The sequence below is a fragment of the Acinetobacter sp. genome, assembly GCF_039596015.1.
Taxonomy (GTDB): Bacteria; Pseudomonadota; Gammaproteobacteria; order Pseudomonadales; family Moraxellaceae; genus Acinetobacter.
This window is the reverse complement of the sequence record NZ_JBCNKN010000002.1, coordinates 89,001-103,108: the sequence shown is the minus strand read 5'-3', so window position 1 is coordinate 103,108 and position 14,108 is coordinate 89,001. Positions and strand designations below refer to the sequence as shown.

The 14,108-nt window shown below is 38.8% G+C and carries 14 protein-coding genes; 9 read left to right on the top strand and 5 right to left on the bottom strand.

Features of this window, described 5'->3' with window-relative positions:
* The first annotated feature begins 193 nt into the window (after positions 1–193).
* Entirely contained in the window at positions 194–616 is a 423-nt protein-coding gene (locus tag ABDV70_RS02220; protein ID WP_343595073.1) for a hypothetical protein, read from the top strand.
* 67 nt (positions 617–683) lie between these two features.
* Here ABDV70_RS02220 and ABDV70_RS02215 read toward each other — a convergent pair whose 3' ends face one another.
* Both ABDV70_RS02215 and radA read right to left on the bottom strand, forming a co-directional pair.
* Positions 684–1,697, bottom strand: a complete 1,014-nt coding sequence (locus tag ABDV70_RS02215; RefSeq protein WP_343595071.1) for a TIM44-like domain-containing protein — start codon at positions 1,695–1,697, stop codon at positions 684–686.
* 232 nt (positions 1,698–1,929) lie between these two features.
* Entirely contained in the window at positions 1,930–3,315 is a 1,386-nt protein-coding gene (radA, locus tag ABDV70_RS02210; RefSeq protein WP_343595070.1) for a DNA repair protein RadA, read from the bottom strand.
* Positions 3,316–3,809: 494 nt separating this feature from the next.
* Here radA and ABDV70_RS02205 point away from each other — a divergent pair, with 494 nt between their 5' ends.
* The 7 genes from ABDV70_RS02205 (at position 3,810) to ABDV70_RS02175 (ending at position 11,242) form a co-directional block, all read left to right on the top strand.
* Positions 3,810–5,228, top strand: a complete 1,419-nt coding sequence (locus ABDV70_RS02205) for an amino acid permease (RefSeq protein WP_343595069.1) — start codon at positions 3,810–3,812, stop codon at positions 5,226–5,228.
* 449 nt (positions 5,229–5,677) lie between these two features.
* Complete coding sequence (locus ABDV70_RS02200) at positions 5,678–7,075, top strand: amino acid permease (RefSeq protein ID WP_343595067.1); 1,398 nt, start codon at positions 5,678–5,680, stop codon at positions 7,073–7,075.
* A gap of 135 nt (positions 7,076–7,210) precedes the next feature.
* Positions 7,211–7,414, top strand: coding sequence for a hypothetical protein (locus ABDV70_RS02195; RefSeq protein ID WP_343595066.1), 204 nt, complete (start codon positions 7,211–7,213; stop codon positions 7,412–7,414).
* Between the two features lie 18 nt (positions 7,415–7,432).
* Positions 7,433–8,683: a diaminopimelate decarboxylase gene (lysA, locus tag ABDV70_RS02190; protein ID WP_343595064.1), complete on the top strand. Its 1,251-nt coding sequence runs from the start codon at positions 7,433–7,435 to the stop codon at positions 8,681–8,683.
* 6 nt (positions 8,684–8,689) lie between these two features.
* A complete protein-coding gene (gene dapF, locus ABDV70_RS02185) occupies positions 8,690–9,535 on the top strand; it encodes a diaminopimelate epimerase (protein WP_343595063.1) in 846 nt (281 codons plus the stop codon).
* Positions 9,536–9,659: 124 nt separating this feature from the next.
* Positions 9,660–10,274: an alpha/beta hydrolase gene (locus ABDV70_RS02180; RefSeq protein ID WP_343595061.1), complete on the top strand. Its 615-nt coding sequence runs from the start codon at positions 9,660–9,662 to the stop codon at positions 10,272–10,274.
* 20 nt (positions 10,275–10,294) lie between these two features.
* On the top strand, positions 10,295–11,242 hold the full coding sequence (locus tag ABDV70_RS02175; protein ID WP_343595060.1) for a tyrosine recombinase XerC: 948 nt from the start codon (positions 10,295–10,297) through the stop codon (positions 11,240–11,242).
* On the opposite strand, the gene ABDV70_RS02170 is transcribed toward ABDV70_RS02175, so the two are convergent.
* Genes ABDV70_RS02170 through ABDV70_RS02160 form a run of 3 tightly spaced genes read right to left on the bottom strand, consistent with a single transcriptional unit; the run spans position 11,239 to position 12,998 of the window.
* On the bottom strand, positions 11,239–11,865 hold the full coding sequence (locus ABDV70_RS02170; protein ID WP_343595059.1) for an FMN-binding negative transcriptional regulator: 627 nt from the start codon (positions 11,863–11,865) through the stop codon (positions 11,239–11,241). The genes ABDV70_RS02175 and ABDV70_RS02170 overlap by 4 nt on opposite strands.
* A gap of 21 nt (positions 11,866–11,886) precedes the next feature.
* The gene (locus tag ABDV70_RS02165; protein WP_343595058.1) at positions 11,887–12,474 is read right to left on the bottom strand and encodes a GNAT family protein; all 588 of its coding nucleotides are present in this window, start codon (positions 12,472–12,474) and stop codon (positions 11,887–11,889) included.
* Positions 12,475–12,512: 38 nt separating this feature from the next.
* Positions 12,513–12,998, bottom strand: coding sequence for an Lrp/AsnC family transcriptional regulator (locus ABDV70_RS02160; RefSeq protein ID WP_343595057.1), 486 nt, complete (start codon positions 12,996–12,998; stop codon positions 12,513–12,515).
* A gap of 113 nt (positions 12,999–13,111) precedes the next feature.
* Here ABDV70_RS02160 and ABDV70_RS02155 point away from each other — a divergent pair, with 113 nt between their 5' ends.
* The gene (locus tag ABDV70_RS02155) at positions 13,112–13,717 is read left to right on the top strand and encodes a LysE family translocator (protein WP_343595055.1); all 606 of its coding nucleotides are present in this window, start codon (positions 13,112–13,114) and stop codon (positions 13,715–13,717) included.
* The last annotated feature ends 391 nt before the right edge of the window (positions 13,718–14,108 follow it).

Sequence of the window (14,108 nt, the reverse complement as noted above, 5' to 3'; positions counted from 1 at the left end):
CCTAAGATAAAGGGCTTTTATTGGAAATATAAATTTATACATAAAGAATATATTGAAGATCGGACTAGACTAAAATAGTATATTTTATGTGTTTAATTTGTCTTTATTTTAAATAAATGTGATATAAGTATCATTTTTAATAATTATAATCTGTTCTTTGTTAGAGCAGGAGTGGTCAGAAAGGAAAATTATCATGGAAGATATATATCAATTCCATATTGCGACACTAAATCATGCTTTTAGTATTGAAAAAATGCAGATACTGATTGGAAAGTTTTTTAAAGATTGTCCTGCTAATATTTCTCAGAATGGGCAACAATATACCGTTTTAATTCAGTTTCAGCTTGAAAATCAGTTACAGGTTGCTTATTGGCATAAGTATTTTGCGCAAATTCGGAGCTTCTTTTCACAACAAAAAATCCCTTATTCTTGTAGTGCAACGCTCTTTGGAATGGATCAGGACATTAAATATCAAAAGCATAGTGCTTTCACATTATTAAAAGGGAAAATGGAAGTTACGCAGCCTTATCTTTTTACACCGCAAGATATGCAGGATTTTGAACGATTTTTAACAACTGAAATGCCTTCTATTTCTTCAATTCACTCTGGTTTGTAACTCTAAAAATTGTTTAATAAAAAGGCCCAAAATCAATTTGAGCCTTTTTTATCTTGGTTGTTAAAAATTAACTTTCAACTTGAATACCTGCAACAAGCCAGTCTTGCTGAGAGCCTGCTGGTTTTACAAAATGCCAAGTTTCAGAGAAAGGTTTTGGTTGACTGTTAAGGTCTTCTGAAACATTTCCTGTAAAACGCACACTTGCAACGTATTGACCGTTTTCGATAGAAGAATCGACAACCATTGCATTTAGGTTACTAAATTCAGCAACGTCCTGATCCTGATTCGACATGATGTCCTGATAAATTGAATTATAAAGATCAGGTGTCAAATAACGGCGAATTTCTTCAACATTACTTGCGCTGTTAATCGATTGGATGTGGTTAAAACGCTGACGGGCAATACGTAAAAAGGCAGCAGGTTCAGTTCCATCTGGAAGTTGATTGCCGCTGTTGGTGTATGCAGTACCCGCAAATGGCGGTTGAGCCGTAGTCGTTGTATTTCCACCAACGCTTTGACCAAAAATATTGGTGCTGTCATTTGATACATTGCGTGGAGTTGATGGTGTTTGACCAAACGGACCATTATTGTTTGGAGCGTATGGGTTTGCACCTGTGTTGGTTGCTAAACTTTTTTTTGCGCTCATACGACGGAAAATAAAGAAAGCGATACCGCCAATGAGGACAATCCAAATCCAGCCTGGTAAACCAGATTTCTCTTGTTTTTGTTGTTGTGCTTGTTGTTGGGTTGAATCTGCTGCACTTGTACCATTTGAGGTCGCTGCATGACGATCATCTGCCATTGCATTTGCAGCAATTGCGCCCACAGCGGCACCTGCAACGCCCGCAGCAACCATTTTACCAACACCTGAACCTGATTTTTGTTGAGGTGCAGTGTTACTATAAGTTGTAGCTGGTGCAGCTTGATGTGACGGAGTTTGTTGATAAGACTGACTTGGTGCTACAGAACGTGTCATGCCATGGCTTCGACCGCCACCTACACGTTTTGCATCAACTAACGGTGAAACCACCAAAGTTGCCATTAAGATGCTAGCAACTAAGCCACGACGGCGAGTGTTCATTCAGTTTTCCTATAATCAGAAATGACGTTTTCAATCGAGATTGTATATGAGAAATCATAACAATCTTGCCAAGTATTTATGCAGTCATTTCACAGCAATTTCAATAGCGATATAGTAAATATTCATCCTTGAAGCTCAGATTCCTTCAAAATTTAGCAGAATCTACTCATATCTTATACATATAAGTAGATTCAGGCCTTCATAAAGATATTTATGAGAACGGCAGTAAAGCTTAGGAAGCATCTTCTAGTTGTAAGGCTGCGGTTAATGCCTCATGCAAACGGGAAACGGCAATAACTTGAACACCTTCAATTGCTTTTTGTGGTGTATTTCCTTTGGGAACGATAATAAATTTAAAGCCCTGTTTGATGGCTTCTTTTAAACGCTCTTGTCCATTTGGTACAGGGCGGATTTCTCCAGACAGTCCAACCTCGCCAAAAACAGCCAGTTGTTGAGGAAAAGCTTTTCCTCTTAAACTTGAAGCACATGCCAACAGAACAGCTAAGTCAGATCCTGTTTCCGTAATTTTTAGACCACCGACAATATTGACATAGACATCTTGTCCTATGGTTTGAACGCCACCATGTCTGTGCATAACTGCCAATAACATGTTTAAACGGTTTTGTTCTAAACCTAAAGCCACCCGACGAGGCTGTCCTTGTGCATCGTCTACAAGTGCTTGTACTTCAACCAATAAAGGACGTGTTCCTTCGCGGCTAATCATGACCACTGAACCGGGAATGGCTTCTTCATAACGGCTAAGAAAAATGGCAGAAGGGTTGCTGACACCACGCAAGCCTTTATCTGTCATACCAAATACACCCAATTCATTGACTGCACCGAAACGGTTTTTGACGGCACGGATCATACGGTATCTGGAGTCTGTCTGACCTTCAAAATATAACACACAGTCGACCATGTGTTCTAAAACACGAGGGCCTGCCAAAGAACCTTCTTTGGTAACGTGACCGACAATAAATAAGGCTGTACCACTGTGTTTGGCAAAACGTGTAAGTAATGCCGCTGACTCACGAATTTGAGAAACCCCACCCGGAGCAGACTGTAGTGTTTCGGTATATAAGGTTTGGATAGAGTCTAAAATTGCGACGGCAGGGCGTAGTTGTGCCAATGTTTCACAGATTCGCTCAACACAGGTTTCTGCCATAACCTTGAGCTGATCGGTGGGTAAATCGAGGCGTTGGGCACGTAAGGCAACTTGGGAAAGCGATTCTTCACCCGTGACATAAAGCGCAGACTGCTGATTGGCAATATGCGTTGCGGTTTGCAGCAAAATGGTTGATTTACCAATACCTGGGTCTCCACCAATTAAAACCACTGAACCTTCAACCAATCCACCGCCAAGTACACGATCAAATTCTTGGCTGCCTGTCAGCAAACGGCTTTCGAGTGAAACAGAAACTTTATCAAGGGTTGTAATTTGTGCAGCCTGACCAGAATAACCACCTCCAAGCTGGACTTTCGCACGGTGGGTTGAGGCTGGTTCAAGCTTGGTTTCGAGTAAAGTGTTCCATTCGCCACATTCAGAACATTGACCTGCCCATTTTGGATGGCTTGCTCCACATTGCTCACAGCGGTAGATGGTTTTTACTTTACTCATTCAATAATTTCACTTAATGATTAGGGATAGCTGGGGTTTTAGCATAGCTAATAAATAGACTAAAACATAAGGTGTGATAAACACCATAAAACAAAGCATGCAACGTAGGCAATGGTAAACCACTTGTCAAGTTACATCATTCTTTTCGGTTCATTTAAGAAATCTATTTTTCTCTAGTAATACTTTTTATATCTTATATTTTTGAAAATATTTTTCATCTAATACATGGGTGAATGCTCTGAATACATTGTATTGTGAATGAAATAGGTTTTACCTAATGTTTAGAATGGATAATGAGTTATAAAAAATAGTGATTGATCATATTTACAATGAATCGAGAACAGGGTAACTATAAAGGGGCAAAATGAGTATTCCCAATGATTGGGAAAGGAAATGATAGACTGTTCTAAAAACAACCAATTGACATGGAATAGCAGATAACTTGGCACGTTATTTGTTTGTTAAAACACAAAATGCAACAAGGAACTTTCTGCATGACTATAATGAATCACGATACTGATCATTCAGCTCATGATCTCAAACGTAATTTGAGTAACCGTCATTTACAATTAATTGCAATTGGGGGTGCAATTGGTACAGGTCTTTTCATGGGATCTGGTAAAACGATTAGCTTGGCAGGTCCATCTATCCTTCTTATTTATATGATTATTGGGGTGATGGTATTTTTCCTTATGCGTGCATTGGGAGAATTGCTACTGTCTAATCTTGAATATAAATCATTTGTTGACATGTCATACGACTTAATCGGACCAAAAGCCGGGTTCTACGTGGGGTGGACGTACTGGGTTGGTTGGGTTTTGACAGGTATGGCAGATTTAACCGCGGTGATTAACTATCTTACTTTCTGGCTACCAGATGGGATGCAGTTTACACCTGGCGGGCAAGCATTAATTAGTGCTGGCTGTGTGGTTCTTCTTTTGGTACTTAACCTTTTAACCGTTCGTTTATTTGGTGAAACCGAGTTTTGGTTTGCAATTATCAAAATTGTTGCAATCATTGCATTGGTGTGTGCTGGGGCATATATGATCTTTACACATTACCATTCTCCAAATGGTGATGTTGCAGCATTAAGCAATATTTGGTCACATGGCGGTATTTTCCCTAAAGGGCTAGAAGGCTTCTTAGGTGGTTTCCAAATTGCTATTTTTGCTTTTATTGGGGTCGAGTTGGTCGGTACTGCTGCTGCTGAAGCAAAAGACCCGCACATTAACTTACCAAAAGCTGTCAATGCGATTCCAGTTCGTGTCATTTTGTTCTATGTATTGTCACTTTTAATCGTAATGTCGGTGATTCCTTGGAATCATGTTGTTCCAAATAAAAGCCCATTCGTTGAATTATTCTTGATGGCAGGCATTCCAACTGCTGCTGTGATTATGAACTTGGTGGTGTTGTCTTCTGTAATGTCATCAATGAACAGTGGTATCTTCTCGACTAGCCGTATGCTTTATGGTCTAGCAAAAGATGGTCAAGCACCTAACGCAATGGGTAAATTGTCTGCAAGTGCCGTACCGACCAATGGTTTGTTATTCTCATGTGCATGTATCATGGGTGGTGCAGCATTACAATTCTTTGTACCGAATACCATCGAAGCATTTACATTAGCAACAACACTTTCTGTGATTCTGTTTGTATCTGTTTGGATCATTATCATGGTTAGCTACATTCGTTATCGTAAATTAAAACCAGAGCTTCATGAAAAATCTATTTTCAAAATGCCTGGTGGTGTATTTATGAGCTATATTGTGATCATCTTCTTCTTGTTCACAATTGCAATTTTAGTCCTTGAGCCAGATACACGTAAATCATTATTGGTCAGCCCAATTTGGTTGGTTATCCTTGCAATTGGCTATTATGGCTTTTACAGAAAAAAAGCAGAAAAAGTACTAAGTTAAGCTAAGTATTTTAAGGCGGCATTGAACGTAAAATTCAAATGCCGCTTTTTTTTGAGTTAAAATAGTGCGTTTTTTGAAAATTTAAATGAAATCATTTTGTTATTTTTAATATTTTTTTGTAAAAAACATGATAACTATCAAATGATAACTGGTATACAAATTTGATCAAAAAATAAAAACACATAACAGTTATAAAACAGTGTTTTATTTTGATGCAAATTTTGAACCTATTTGGTGCGAAAATGAAGTAAAAATAAGGAGATTATAAAAAATAATTATTTTGAATAAAAGATGCACAATCACAGCGCATAAAAGATTAGATTTTGATTTAAATTTGGTCGGATGTGTTAGTTAATTAAACAAAAGAAGATATGAAAGGAAAAAGCTTTTTCAATTTCATGTGTTTTTAGTTACTTTTGTAGTTTGATTTTAGAGAGCGAATAATAACAATGGAAACTCAACCTTCAAAAACTCCGATAGAACAAGAGGAGTTAAGCAAAAGCCTATCGAATCGACATCTACAGCTTATCGCCATTGGTGGTGCAATTGGTACAGGTCTTTTTATGGGATCTGGCAAAACCATTAGCCTAGCAGGGCCTTCAATTTTGTTCATTTATATGATTATTGGATTGATGGTCTTTTTTGTGATGCGGGCATTAGGTGAATTGCTGCTATCAAATTTGCAATATAAGTCGTTTATCGATTTTTCAACCGACTTGATTGGCCCTTGGGCTGGTTATTTTGTCGGTTGGACGTATTGGCTGTGCTGGATCACTATTGGTATTGCGGATTTATCGGCAATTATCAATTATCTTCAATTCTTTAATGCAGGGCAGCCATTTAGCCCAGACCAAGCCGCATTAATTTGTGTCGCTTCAATTTTTTTCATTATGGGACTGAATTTGGTCACAGTGAAACTTTTTGGAGAAATGGAATTCTGGTTTGCTTTAGTTAAAATTATTGCAATTGTCGTATTAATTATCGTTGGTTTGTGGATGATTTTTACAGGATTTACCTCTACAACAGGTGAAATCGCTTCATTCACACATTTATGGGCAAATGGTGGTTTATTCCCAACAGGCATTTCAGGGTTCCTTGCAGGGTTCCAGATTGCGATATTTGCTTTTGTCGGTGTCGAATTGGTGGGTACAACCGCAGCCGAAACCAAAGACCCTGAACGTAACTTGCCTAAAGCAGTTAACTCGATTCCAATCCGTATCATTATTTTCTATGTATTGGCATTGCTTATTGTGATGTCTGTGACACCGTGGGATAAAGTTAATCCAAGTGTTAGTCCATTTGTAAACTTATTCAGCCAAGCGGGTATTGCCGCAGCAGCGATTATTATGAACTTGGTGGTGCTCTCTTCGGTGATGTCATCAATGAACAGTGGTGTTTTTTCAACCAGTCGCATGTTGTTCGGACTTTCTCGTGAAGGGCAAGGGCCAAAGCTGTTTGGTAAATTAAGTTCACGTCGTGTACCTGCCAATGCGCTCTATTTTTCAGCACTGTGTTTACTCGGCGGTGCAGCATTGCAATACCTTGTACCAAATACTGTAGAGGCGTTTACTCTTGCAACAACACTTTCGACAGTTTTCTTTATTTGCGTGTGGTTGATTATTATCTGGAGTTACATCAACTACTATAGAAAACGTCCTGAGTTACATGCAAAGTCCAACTTTAAATTACCGGGTGGCTTGTTTACCTGTTGGGTTGTGATCATTTTCTTTATCGGCATGCTTTATGTGTTGTCTTTAGAACCTGACACTTTTAATGCCTTAAAGGTGAGTCCAATCTGGTTTGTGCTTTTAATCATTGGATATTTTTTCTATAGACCGAAAAAATAAATTTGAGCGCCGTTTGAAAAACACCAGTTGCTATAACTGGTGTTTTTATTTGTGTATAAACTCATGTGAAATACTTTGGTGATGATCAGGTTCACGGTATACTGCATTGAATTTATAAAGAAGGTAATGTCGATCATGCGTCAATTGATTTGTGCGATGAGCTGTTTGGCAACCATGCTAACATTGGTCGGTTGTGGGCAGTCTGGTGACTTGCAGTTAACCTCAGATCCCCATTTAGATACACGCCCTAAATACTTGTTGTATCACAACCATGATCAACCACAGCAACATAAAGATGCTCAGTCTGCTTCTGAAATTACATCATCTCAAGCCCAATAATATAAGGATTATTTTCCCATGAGCTTTACCCGCATCCAAGGGATTTTACATGCTGAACAATGTTCACTAGAACAACTTGCCCAACAGTTTTCAACACCACTTTATGTGTATTCAAAACAAAGTTTTGAAAAGCATTATTTGGATATGGATCAGGCATTTGCTTTTATCGACCATCAAATTTGTTTTGCAGTAAAATCAAATTCAAATTTGGCTGTGTTGAATGTGTTATCCAAGTTGGGTGCAGGTTTTGATATTGTCTCAGGTGGGGAGTTGGCACGTGTCCTTGCCGCAGGTGGAGATGCTTCAAAAATTGTATTTTCAGGTTTAGGCAAAACAGAAGCAGATATTGAAAAAGCCTTAAATGTCGGTATTGCATGTTTTAATGTTGAGTCTTATGCAGAATTAGACCGCATTGAAAAAGTGGCAGCAAAATTAGGCAAAAAAGCACCTATTTCGTTGCGTGTTAATCCAGATGTCGATGCCAAAACCCATCCTTATATTTCAACTGGGCTAAAGGAAAACAAGTTTGGTATCCCAAGTGATACTGTATATGAAACTTATCAATATGCACAGCAATTGCCACATTTAGACATTATTGGGATTGATTGTCATATCGGGTCACAACTGACAGAAACCAAACCATTTGTAGATGCACTTGAACGTGTCACCGTGATGATTCATACCTTAGCGGATATGGGGATTCAGCTTAAACATATTGATATTGGCGGTGGTTTGGGTGTGGTGTATAAAGATGAAACACCTCCAACTGTTGAAGAATATGCCAATGCGCTAAAACCTGCCTTAGAAAAATTAGGCTTAAAAGTCTATATGGAGCCAGGGCGTAGTATCAGTGCAAATGCAGGGGTATTACTCACAAAAGTAGATTTGCTTAAGCCGACCAATCATCGTAACTTTGCAATTGTTGATGCTGCGATGAATGACCTGATTCGTCCTTCACTATATGAAGCATGGATGGATATTCAAGAAGTTACACCGCGCCCAGAGCAGGCTAAAAAAGCATGGGACGTTGTTGGTGCAATTTGTGAAACGGGCGATTTTTTAGGGAAGGATCGGGAACTGGCAATTCAGGAAAATGATTTGCTTGCAGTCACGGGTGCAGGGGCTTATGGTTTTGCAATGAGTTCAAATTATAATTCACGTGGACGTGCGGCAGAAGTGATGGTTGATGGTGCCAACGCGTACCTGATTCGTGAACGGGAAACAATTGAGTCTTTATGGCAAAACGAGCATTTATTGCCTGAGGAGTAAATTAAAATGTTGTTAGAATTTACCAAAATGCATGGCTTGGGTAATGATTTTATGGTGATTGACCTCATCAGCCAGCCAGCCTATTTAGATACCTTAACCATCCAACGTATGGCAGACCGCCATTTTGGAATTGGTTTTGATCAATTACTAATTGTTGAACCACCAGATATGCCCAATGTCGATTTTAAATATCGCATTTTTAATGCAGATGGTTCAGAAGTTCAACAATGTGGTAATGGTGTTCGTTGCTTTGCTCGTTTTGTGCATGAACGTCAACTCACCAATAAAACCAAAATGAAAGTACAAACCAAATCAGGGATTGTGGAACCTGAATTGGGGCCAAATGGCTGGGTACGGGTCAATATGGGACAGCCGCGCTTTTTACCAGAGGAAATTCCATTTTTAGCAGAAGAACAAGAAGCCTTGTATCCGCTTGAATTAGCGAATAATGAAATCATAAATATTGATGTTGTAAGTATGGGAAATCCTCATGCGGTCACATTAGTTCCCGATGTGATGAAAGCCGATGTTGCACGTTTAGGCCCACAAATTGAATCGCATACTCGTTTTCCTGAACGTGTGAATGCGGGATTTCTGCAAATTTTAGATGAAAAACATGCACGCTTACGTGTGTTTGAGCGTGGTGTTGGTGAAACGCTGGCGTGTGGCACAGGCGCTTGTGCCGCGGCAGTGAGCGCTATGCGCCGTGGTCTTCTTGCAAATGAAGTGGAAATCGAGCTTGCAGGTGGGCGACTTCATATTGCATGGCGTGAGGGCGATGTGGTCTGGATGACAGGGCCAACCGCGAAAGTTTACGATGGACGTTTGGACTTACGTTATTTTCAAGGTTAGGCATTGGTTGTAATCAAAACTGTCTATGAATTGCACCCCGAAAGTTGGACACTTTTAGTCTAATTTAAAGGGTGTTTTTTTATTCTTCGATTTTTATAATTTTGATGGATCAGACCTAAACAGCATGAAAATGATCAATGAACAACTGATATTCCTTCCCGGCGCTTCGGGGAGTACTGACTTTTGGCAACCGCTAATACAACAATTGCCAGATGAATATGAAAAACGTGTCATTGCGTATGCTGGATTTGGTCAGATGCCAGTAGATCCGACGATCCATAATTTTGCTCAACTACAAAGTGCTGTTTTACAGAAGATTGATCAACCATCCATTTTGATTGCACAGTCAATGGGCGGTATTTTTGCAATTGCAGCTGCGTTACAAAAGCCAGAACTGATCAAAGGTCTGGTTCTCATTGCAACATCTGGAGGTGTTGATCTACAACCTTTTCATGTTGCAGATTGGAGAGACGCCTACCAGAAAGAATTTTTAAATTATCCTGACTGGTTTGTGACGACTCAAACGCGCTATGATGACTTACTGCAATTTATTCAGATACCCGTGTTATTGATTTGGGGTGATCAGGATGATATTAGCCCCATAGCAGTTGGTGAATATTTACTTGAACAACTTCCACAAGCCACACTCAAAGTGATTAAAGGTGGTAACCATCAGCTTGCAAATGGTTGTGCAACCGAAGTGGCACACGATATTCTTCAATATTTACAATCACTTTAGCGCCAAAACAGGATGAATCATTGGATACACACACCTCGAATGAGTTTGCTCAACAACTTTTGAAAATGTGGTTGAATGAACGAAAAATCCAGAATCAGTCTGCACATACGCTCGTGGCATATGAACGTGATATCCATGATTTTTTAGTATTTTGTACACAAAAAAATATTGCACTAAAAAATGTTGAAGCAGCAGATTTACGCCAATATTTAGCCGCGCGTGTAGAACGTGATCAATTAAGTTCGAGTAGCTTGCAACGCCATTTAACTTCAATCCGCCAGTTTATGAAATGGGCAGAGCAAGGCGGATATTTAACTGTAAACCCTGCGGAAGATTTTCAGTTAAAACGCCAACCCCGACCTTTGCCAGGCATGATTGATATTGAAACAGTCAATCAAATTATTGATCAACCTGAACCTGAAAAAGTGTCAGATCAGCAATTGTGGTTCAGAGATAAAGCGATGTTGGAGCTTTTCTATGCAAGCGGTCTGCGCTTAGCCGAGTTGCAAGGACTAAAAATAAAAGACATCGATTTTAACCGTCTATTGCTGCGTGTAACAGGTAAAGGAAATAAAACCCGTATTGTTCCATTTGGGCAAAAAGCCAAAGATAGCTTACTGACATGGTTGAGTATTTATCGTATTTGGATGGGGGGCTTTCAACCCGAAAATGCGGTTTTTATTTCCCAAAAAGGCAATGCATTAACGGCTCGTCAAATTGAAAACCGTGTGAAATATCAGGCACAGCGAGCAGGTGTTAATGTCGACTTACATCCGCATTTGCTGCGCCATTGTTTTGCGAGTCATCTGCTTTCGGCAAGTGGTGACTTACGCTCTATTCAGGAAATGTTAGGGCATAGTAATTTATCGACCACACAAATCTATACCCATTTAGATTTTGACCGTTTAGCACAAGTGTATGATAAGACACATCCTAGAGCGCAAAAACATGAAAAGGATTCATTTTAACCTTTCATTTTGCTGGACATAATCGGATGTGTTGTCGCTAAAGCCTGTTGAACTGTCGAAATTGTTTCGGCATTTTTATTTTGGCTGATTTTAAATTTACCTGTCATTTCTGTAATTTCAACTTCGATGCCGACAATATACTTTAGCATCTGATCTAGATAATCCTGTGGTGCGTCAGAAACTTGCCACGGTGTGGTTTGTGAAAGTTTGGCTTCTTCCTGATGGGTTAAGTTTTTCAGTATTTCTAAAAGTTGTTCTTGATCTTCAATCAACCGTAGCTTACCTTTAATATGCACCACCATGTAGTTCCATGTTGGCACAACTTTATGGTGAATCACTTTTTCTGGATACCAGTTGGGAGAAATATAAGCATTATCCGACTGAAAAATAACAAGAACAGATGTATCTTTATGTTCTAGAAGTTGTTGGTACAGTGGATTGGCTTTGGCGATATGGGCACGTAATAACCCGAACGAATTTGGCTGTTCAATGACTTCAAACGGAATATGATTTGCATCAAGCTCGCCTTCAAAAGAAGTCACAAGCGTACCTAAACGATGATTTTGAATCAGGTCGAATAAAACCTGTGTATTTTTTTCTTCAAAAACTTTGACTTGATGCATTTGAATTCCTTTTGTTTCTAATTAACGATCCAATAAATAAAGTAAGTGTGCTTTGACATTTACCCATTCACTTTGAATGATGCTATACATGACAGTATCACGGATAGTGCCATCTTTTCGTATGGCATGTTGACGTAGTACCCCATCTTTTTTTGCCCCGAGGCGTTCAATGGCTTTTTGGCTGGCAAAGTTAAAATTATCGGTGCGTAAACCGACCACATTGGCATTTAAATTTTCAAAGGCATGACGCAATAATAAAAACTTACATGTGGTATTGATATGCGTACGCTGTGCACTTTTGGCATACCACGTATAGCCAATCTCAAGGCGATTAATTTGCGGCACAATATCATGATAACTTGTCGTACCAATAACTTTCCCCGTGCGTTCATCAATGACGGCAAAAGCGAAACGTGTTCCTTGTTCGCGTTGTTGTAAAGCGAGTTCGATATACTCACGGACAGTTTCAGGCGAAGGAGTAGAGGTGATACGAAGTTTCCAGAGTTCACCATCCTGACACGCTTCTTTTAAACCTTGTTCGTGTTGTAAGTTAAGTGGTTCAAGGTGGACTTGATGATAAGAAAGAGAAACAGGTTGTACGAAACTCATGATTTAGAACTCAAATATTGTTGTTTTGAAAAATGATCTTACAATGGGAGTTGATAACTTTGCTTAATAATCTGGCTCGGTAAATCGGTTTTTACACTGGTGATCCCATTTTTTTTGGTGAGATGGCTTGACTGAAATTTACGATAACTTTCTAAGTCGGGTACCACAACTTTTAGCATGGCATCACATTCACCTAAAATAATATAACACTCCATGACTTGCGGTAATTCTTTCATGGCTTCAATAAAAATATCGATCGTTTCAGCATCTTGCCCAATCAGCCAGATTCGGGAAAATAAAATCAGTTGCAGACCTACCTTTTGCGGGTCAACCAACGTAGTGTAATGCTGAATGACACCTGCTTCCTCCAGTAGTTTGACCCGTCTTAAACAAGAGGATGGAGAAAGCCCAATTTCTCTTGCAAGGTCATTATTTTGGATACGTCCGTTTTCCTGTAAGTGTCGAATAATATTTTTATCGATTCGATCTAACTTAATTGAAATAGAGTTTGAAGATAGTTTCATAAAATAGAATTTTATGTGAAAAATAACTTAAATTATAGAATAATTGAAAGCCTATTTGATAGTAAAAATTAGATACTAACGTCACTTTCTGCTGTGGTCTGAAGAGTGCCGAAATGTCAAATTTAAGTCTGTTCGCATTAACAATTATTCCCTTGGTTTTAACGCCAGGGCCAGACATGCTTTTTGTTATTTCTCAAGCAATTGGGAAAGATTTCAAGTCAGGTATGATGGCAACTTTCGGTGTGTGTTCGGGGTACTTGGTACATTCTGTTTTGGTTGCATTAGGCATTTCGGCCATTATTGTGTCATATCCAATGTTATTTAATGCAATTCGACTCTTGGGAGTCGCATATTTGCTGTATTTGTCAGTTTGTTTATTTCGTTCTGTATTTAAATCAAAAGGCATTCAAATTCAGCAGTCCAATACAACGAATCCAATTCGTAAAGGATTTATTACCTCATTGCTGAATCCAAAAGTGATGTTGATCTATTTTGCAATTTTGCCGCAATTTATGACTGCAAAAGGAAATGCTGTGTTACAGGGATTAGAATTATCTTTTATCTTTATCGGGCTTTGTATTGTGGTTTATTTAAGTGTCGCTTATATGTTTGTCAAAGCTACTCAAAAAGCAGGCTTTGACCAAACCAAACAGCGTTGGCTAGATGCAACTTCTGGTACGATGATTATGCTGGCTGCAACATGGTTGATTGCACATTAAAAAGACATTTTATAACGCCAGCGTAAAGCTGGTGTTTTTTTATAGGTGTGAATTTAGAGGATAAAGTAAAAACGAAAAATGATATTTTTTATATTAAAATCAAAAAGTACGCTATCAGCCCTAAAATTTTTTGATGTACTACATGAAAAAAACTGATGTTTTTGAAAAAAAAGAGAAATACGTTTTATTTTAAACTGATGTTTTATATTAAAAATATTCAAATTTAAATATAATACGAAAATCTGGGGAAGTATTTTTGAACTGATCAATTCATGTTTTTAGTGCAAATTTGGGCTTAGGTCAAAAAATGTGACTTGACCGAAATGCCAAACGCATTGCAAGATAGACGTCGAAAACGAATTCGAAGAGTGTCACACTTTTCCCCCTTTTT

What these genes read in the sequence shown, in the direction of transcription:
- dapF (WP_343595063.1), top strand. Translation starts at nt 8,690, where the DNA reads ATGTTGTTAGAATTTACCAAAATGCATGGCTTGGGTAATGATTTTATG.
- ABDV70_RS02220 (WP_343595073.1), top strand. Translation starts at nt 194, where the DNA reads ATGGAAGATATATATCAATTCCATATTGCGACACTAAATCATGCTTTT.
- ABDV70_RS02180 (WP_343595061.1), top strand. Translation starts at nt 9,660, where the DNA reads ATGAAAATGATCAATGAACAACTGATATTCCTTCCCGGCGCTTCGGGG.
- radA (WP_343595070.1), bottom strand. Translation starts at nt 3,315, where the DNA reads ATGAGTAAAGTAAAAACCATCTACCGCTGTGAGCAATGTGGAGCAAGC.
- ABDV70_RS02155 (WP_343595055.1), top strand. Translation starts at nt 13,112, where the DNA reads ATGTCAAATTTAAGTCTGTTCGCATTAACAATTATTCCCTTGGTTTTA.
- ABDV70_RS02195 (WP_343595066.1), top strand. Translation starts at nt 7,211, where the DNA reads ATGCGTCAATTGATTTGTGCGATGAGCTGTTTGGCAACCATGCTAACA.
- ABDV70_RS02215 (WP_343595071.1), bottom strand. Translation starts at nt 1,697, where the DNA reads ATGAACACTCGCCGTCGTGGCTTAGTTGCTAGCATCTTAATGGCAACT.
- ABDV70_RS02170 (WP_343595059.1), bottom strand. Translation starts at nt 11,865, where the DNA reads ATGCATCAAGTCAAAGTTTTTGAAGAAAAAAATACACAGGTTTTATTC.
- ABDV70_RS02200 (WP_343595067.1), top strand. Translation starts at nt 5,678, where the DNA reads ATGGAAACTCAACCTTCAAAAACTCCGATAGAACAAGAGGAGTTAAGC.
- lysA (WP_343595064.1), top strand. Translation starts at nt 7,433, where the DNA reads ATGAGCTTTACCCGCATCCAAGGGATTTTACATGCTGAACAATGTTCA.
- ABDV70_RS02205 (WP_343595069.1), top strand. Translation starts at nt 3,810, where the DNA reads ATGACTATAATGAATCACGATACTGATCATTCAGCTCATGATCTCAAA.
- ABDV70_RS02160 (WP_343595057.1), bottom strand. Translation starts at nt 12,998, where the DNA reads ATGAAACTATCTTCAAACTCTATTTCAATTAAGTTAGATCGAATCGAT.
- ABDV70_RS02165 (WP_343595058.1), bottom strand. Translation starts at nt 12,474, where the DNA reads ATGAGTTTCGTACAACCTGTTTCTCTTTCTTATCATCAAGTCCACCTT.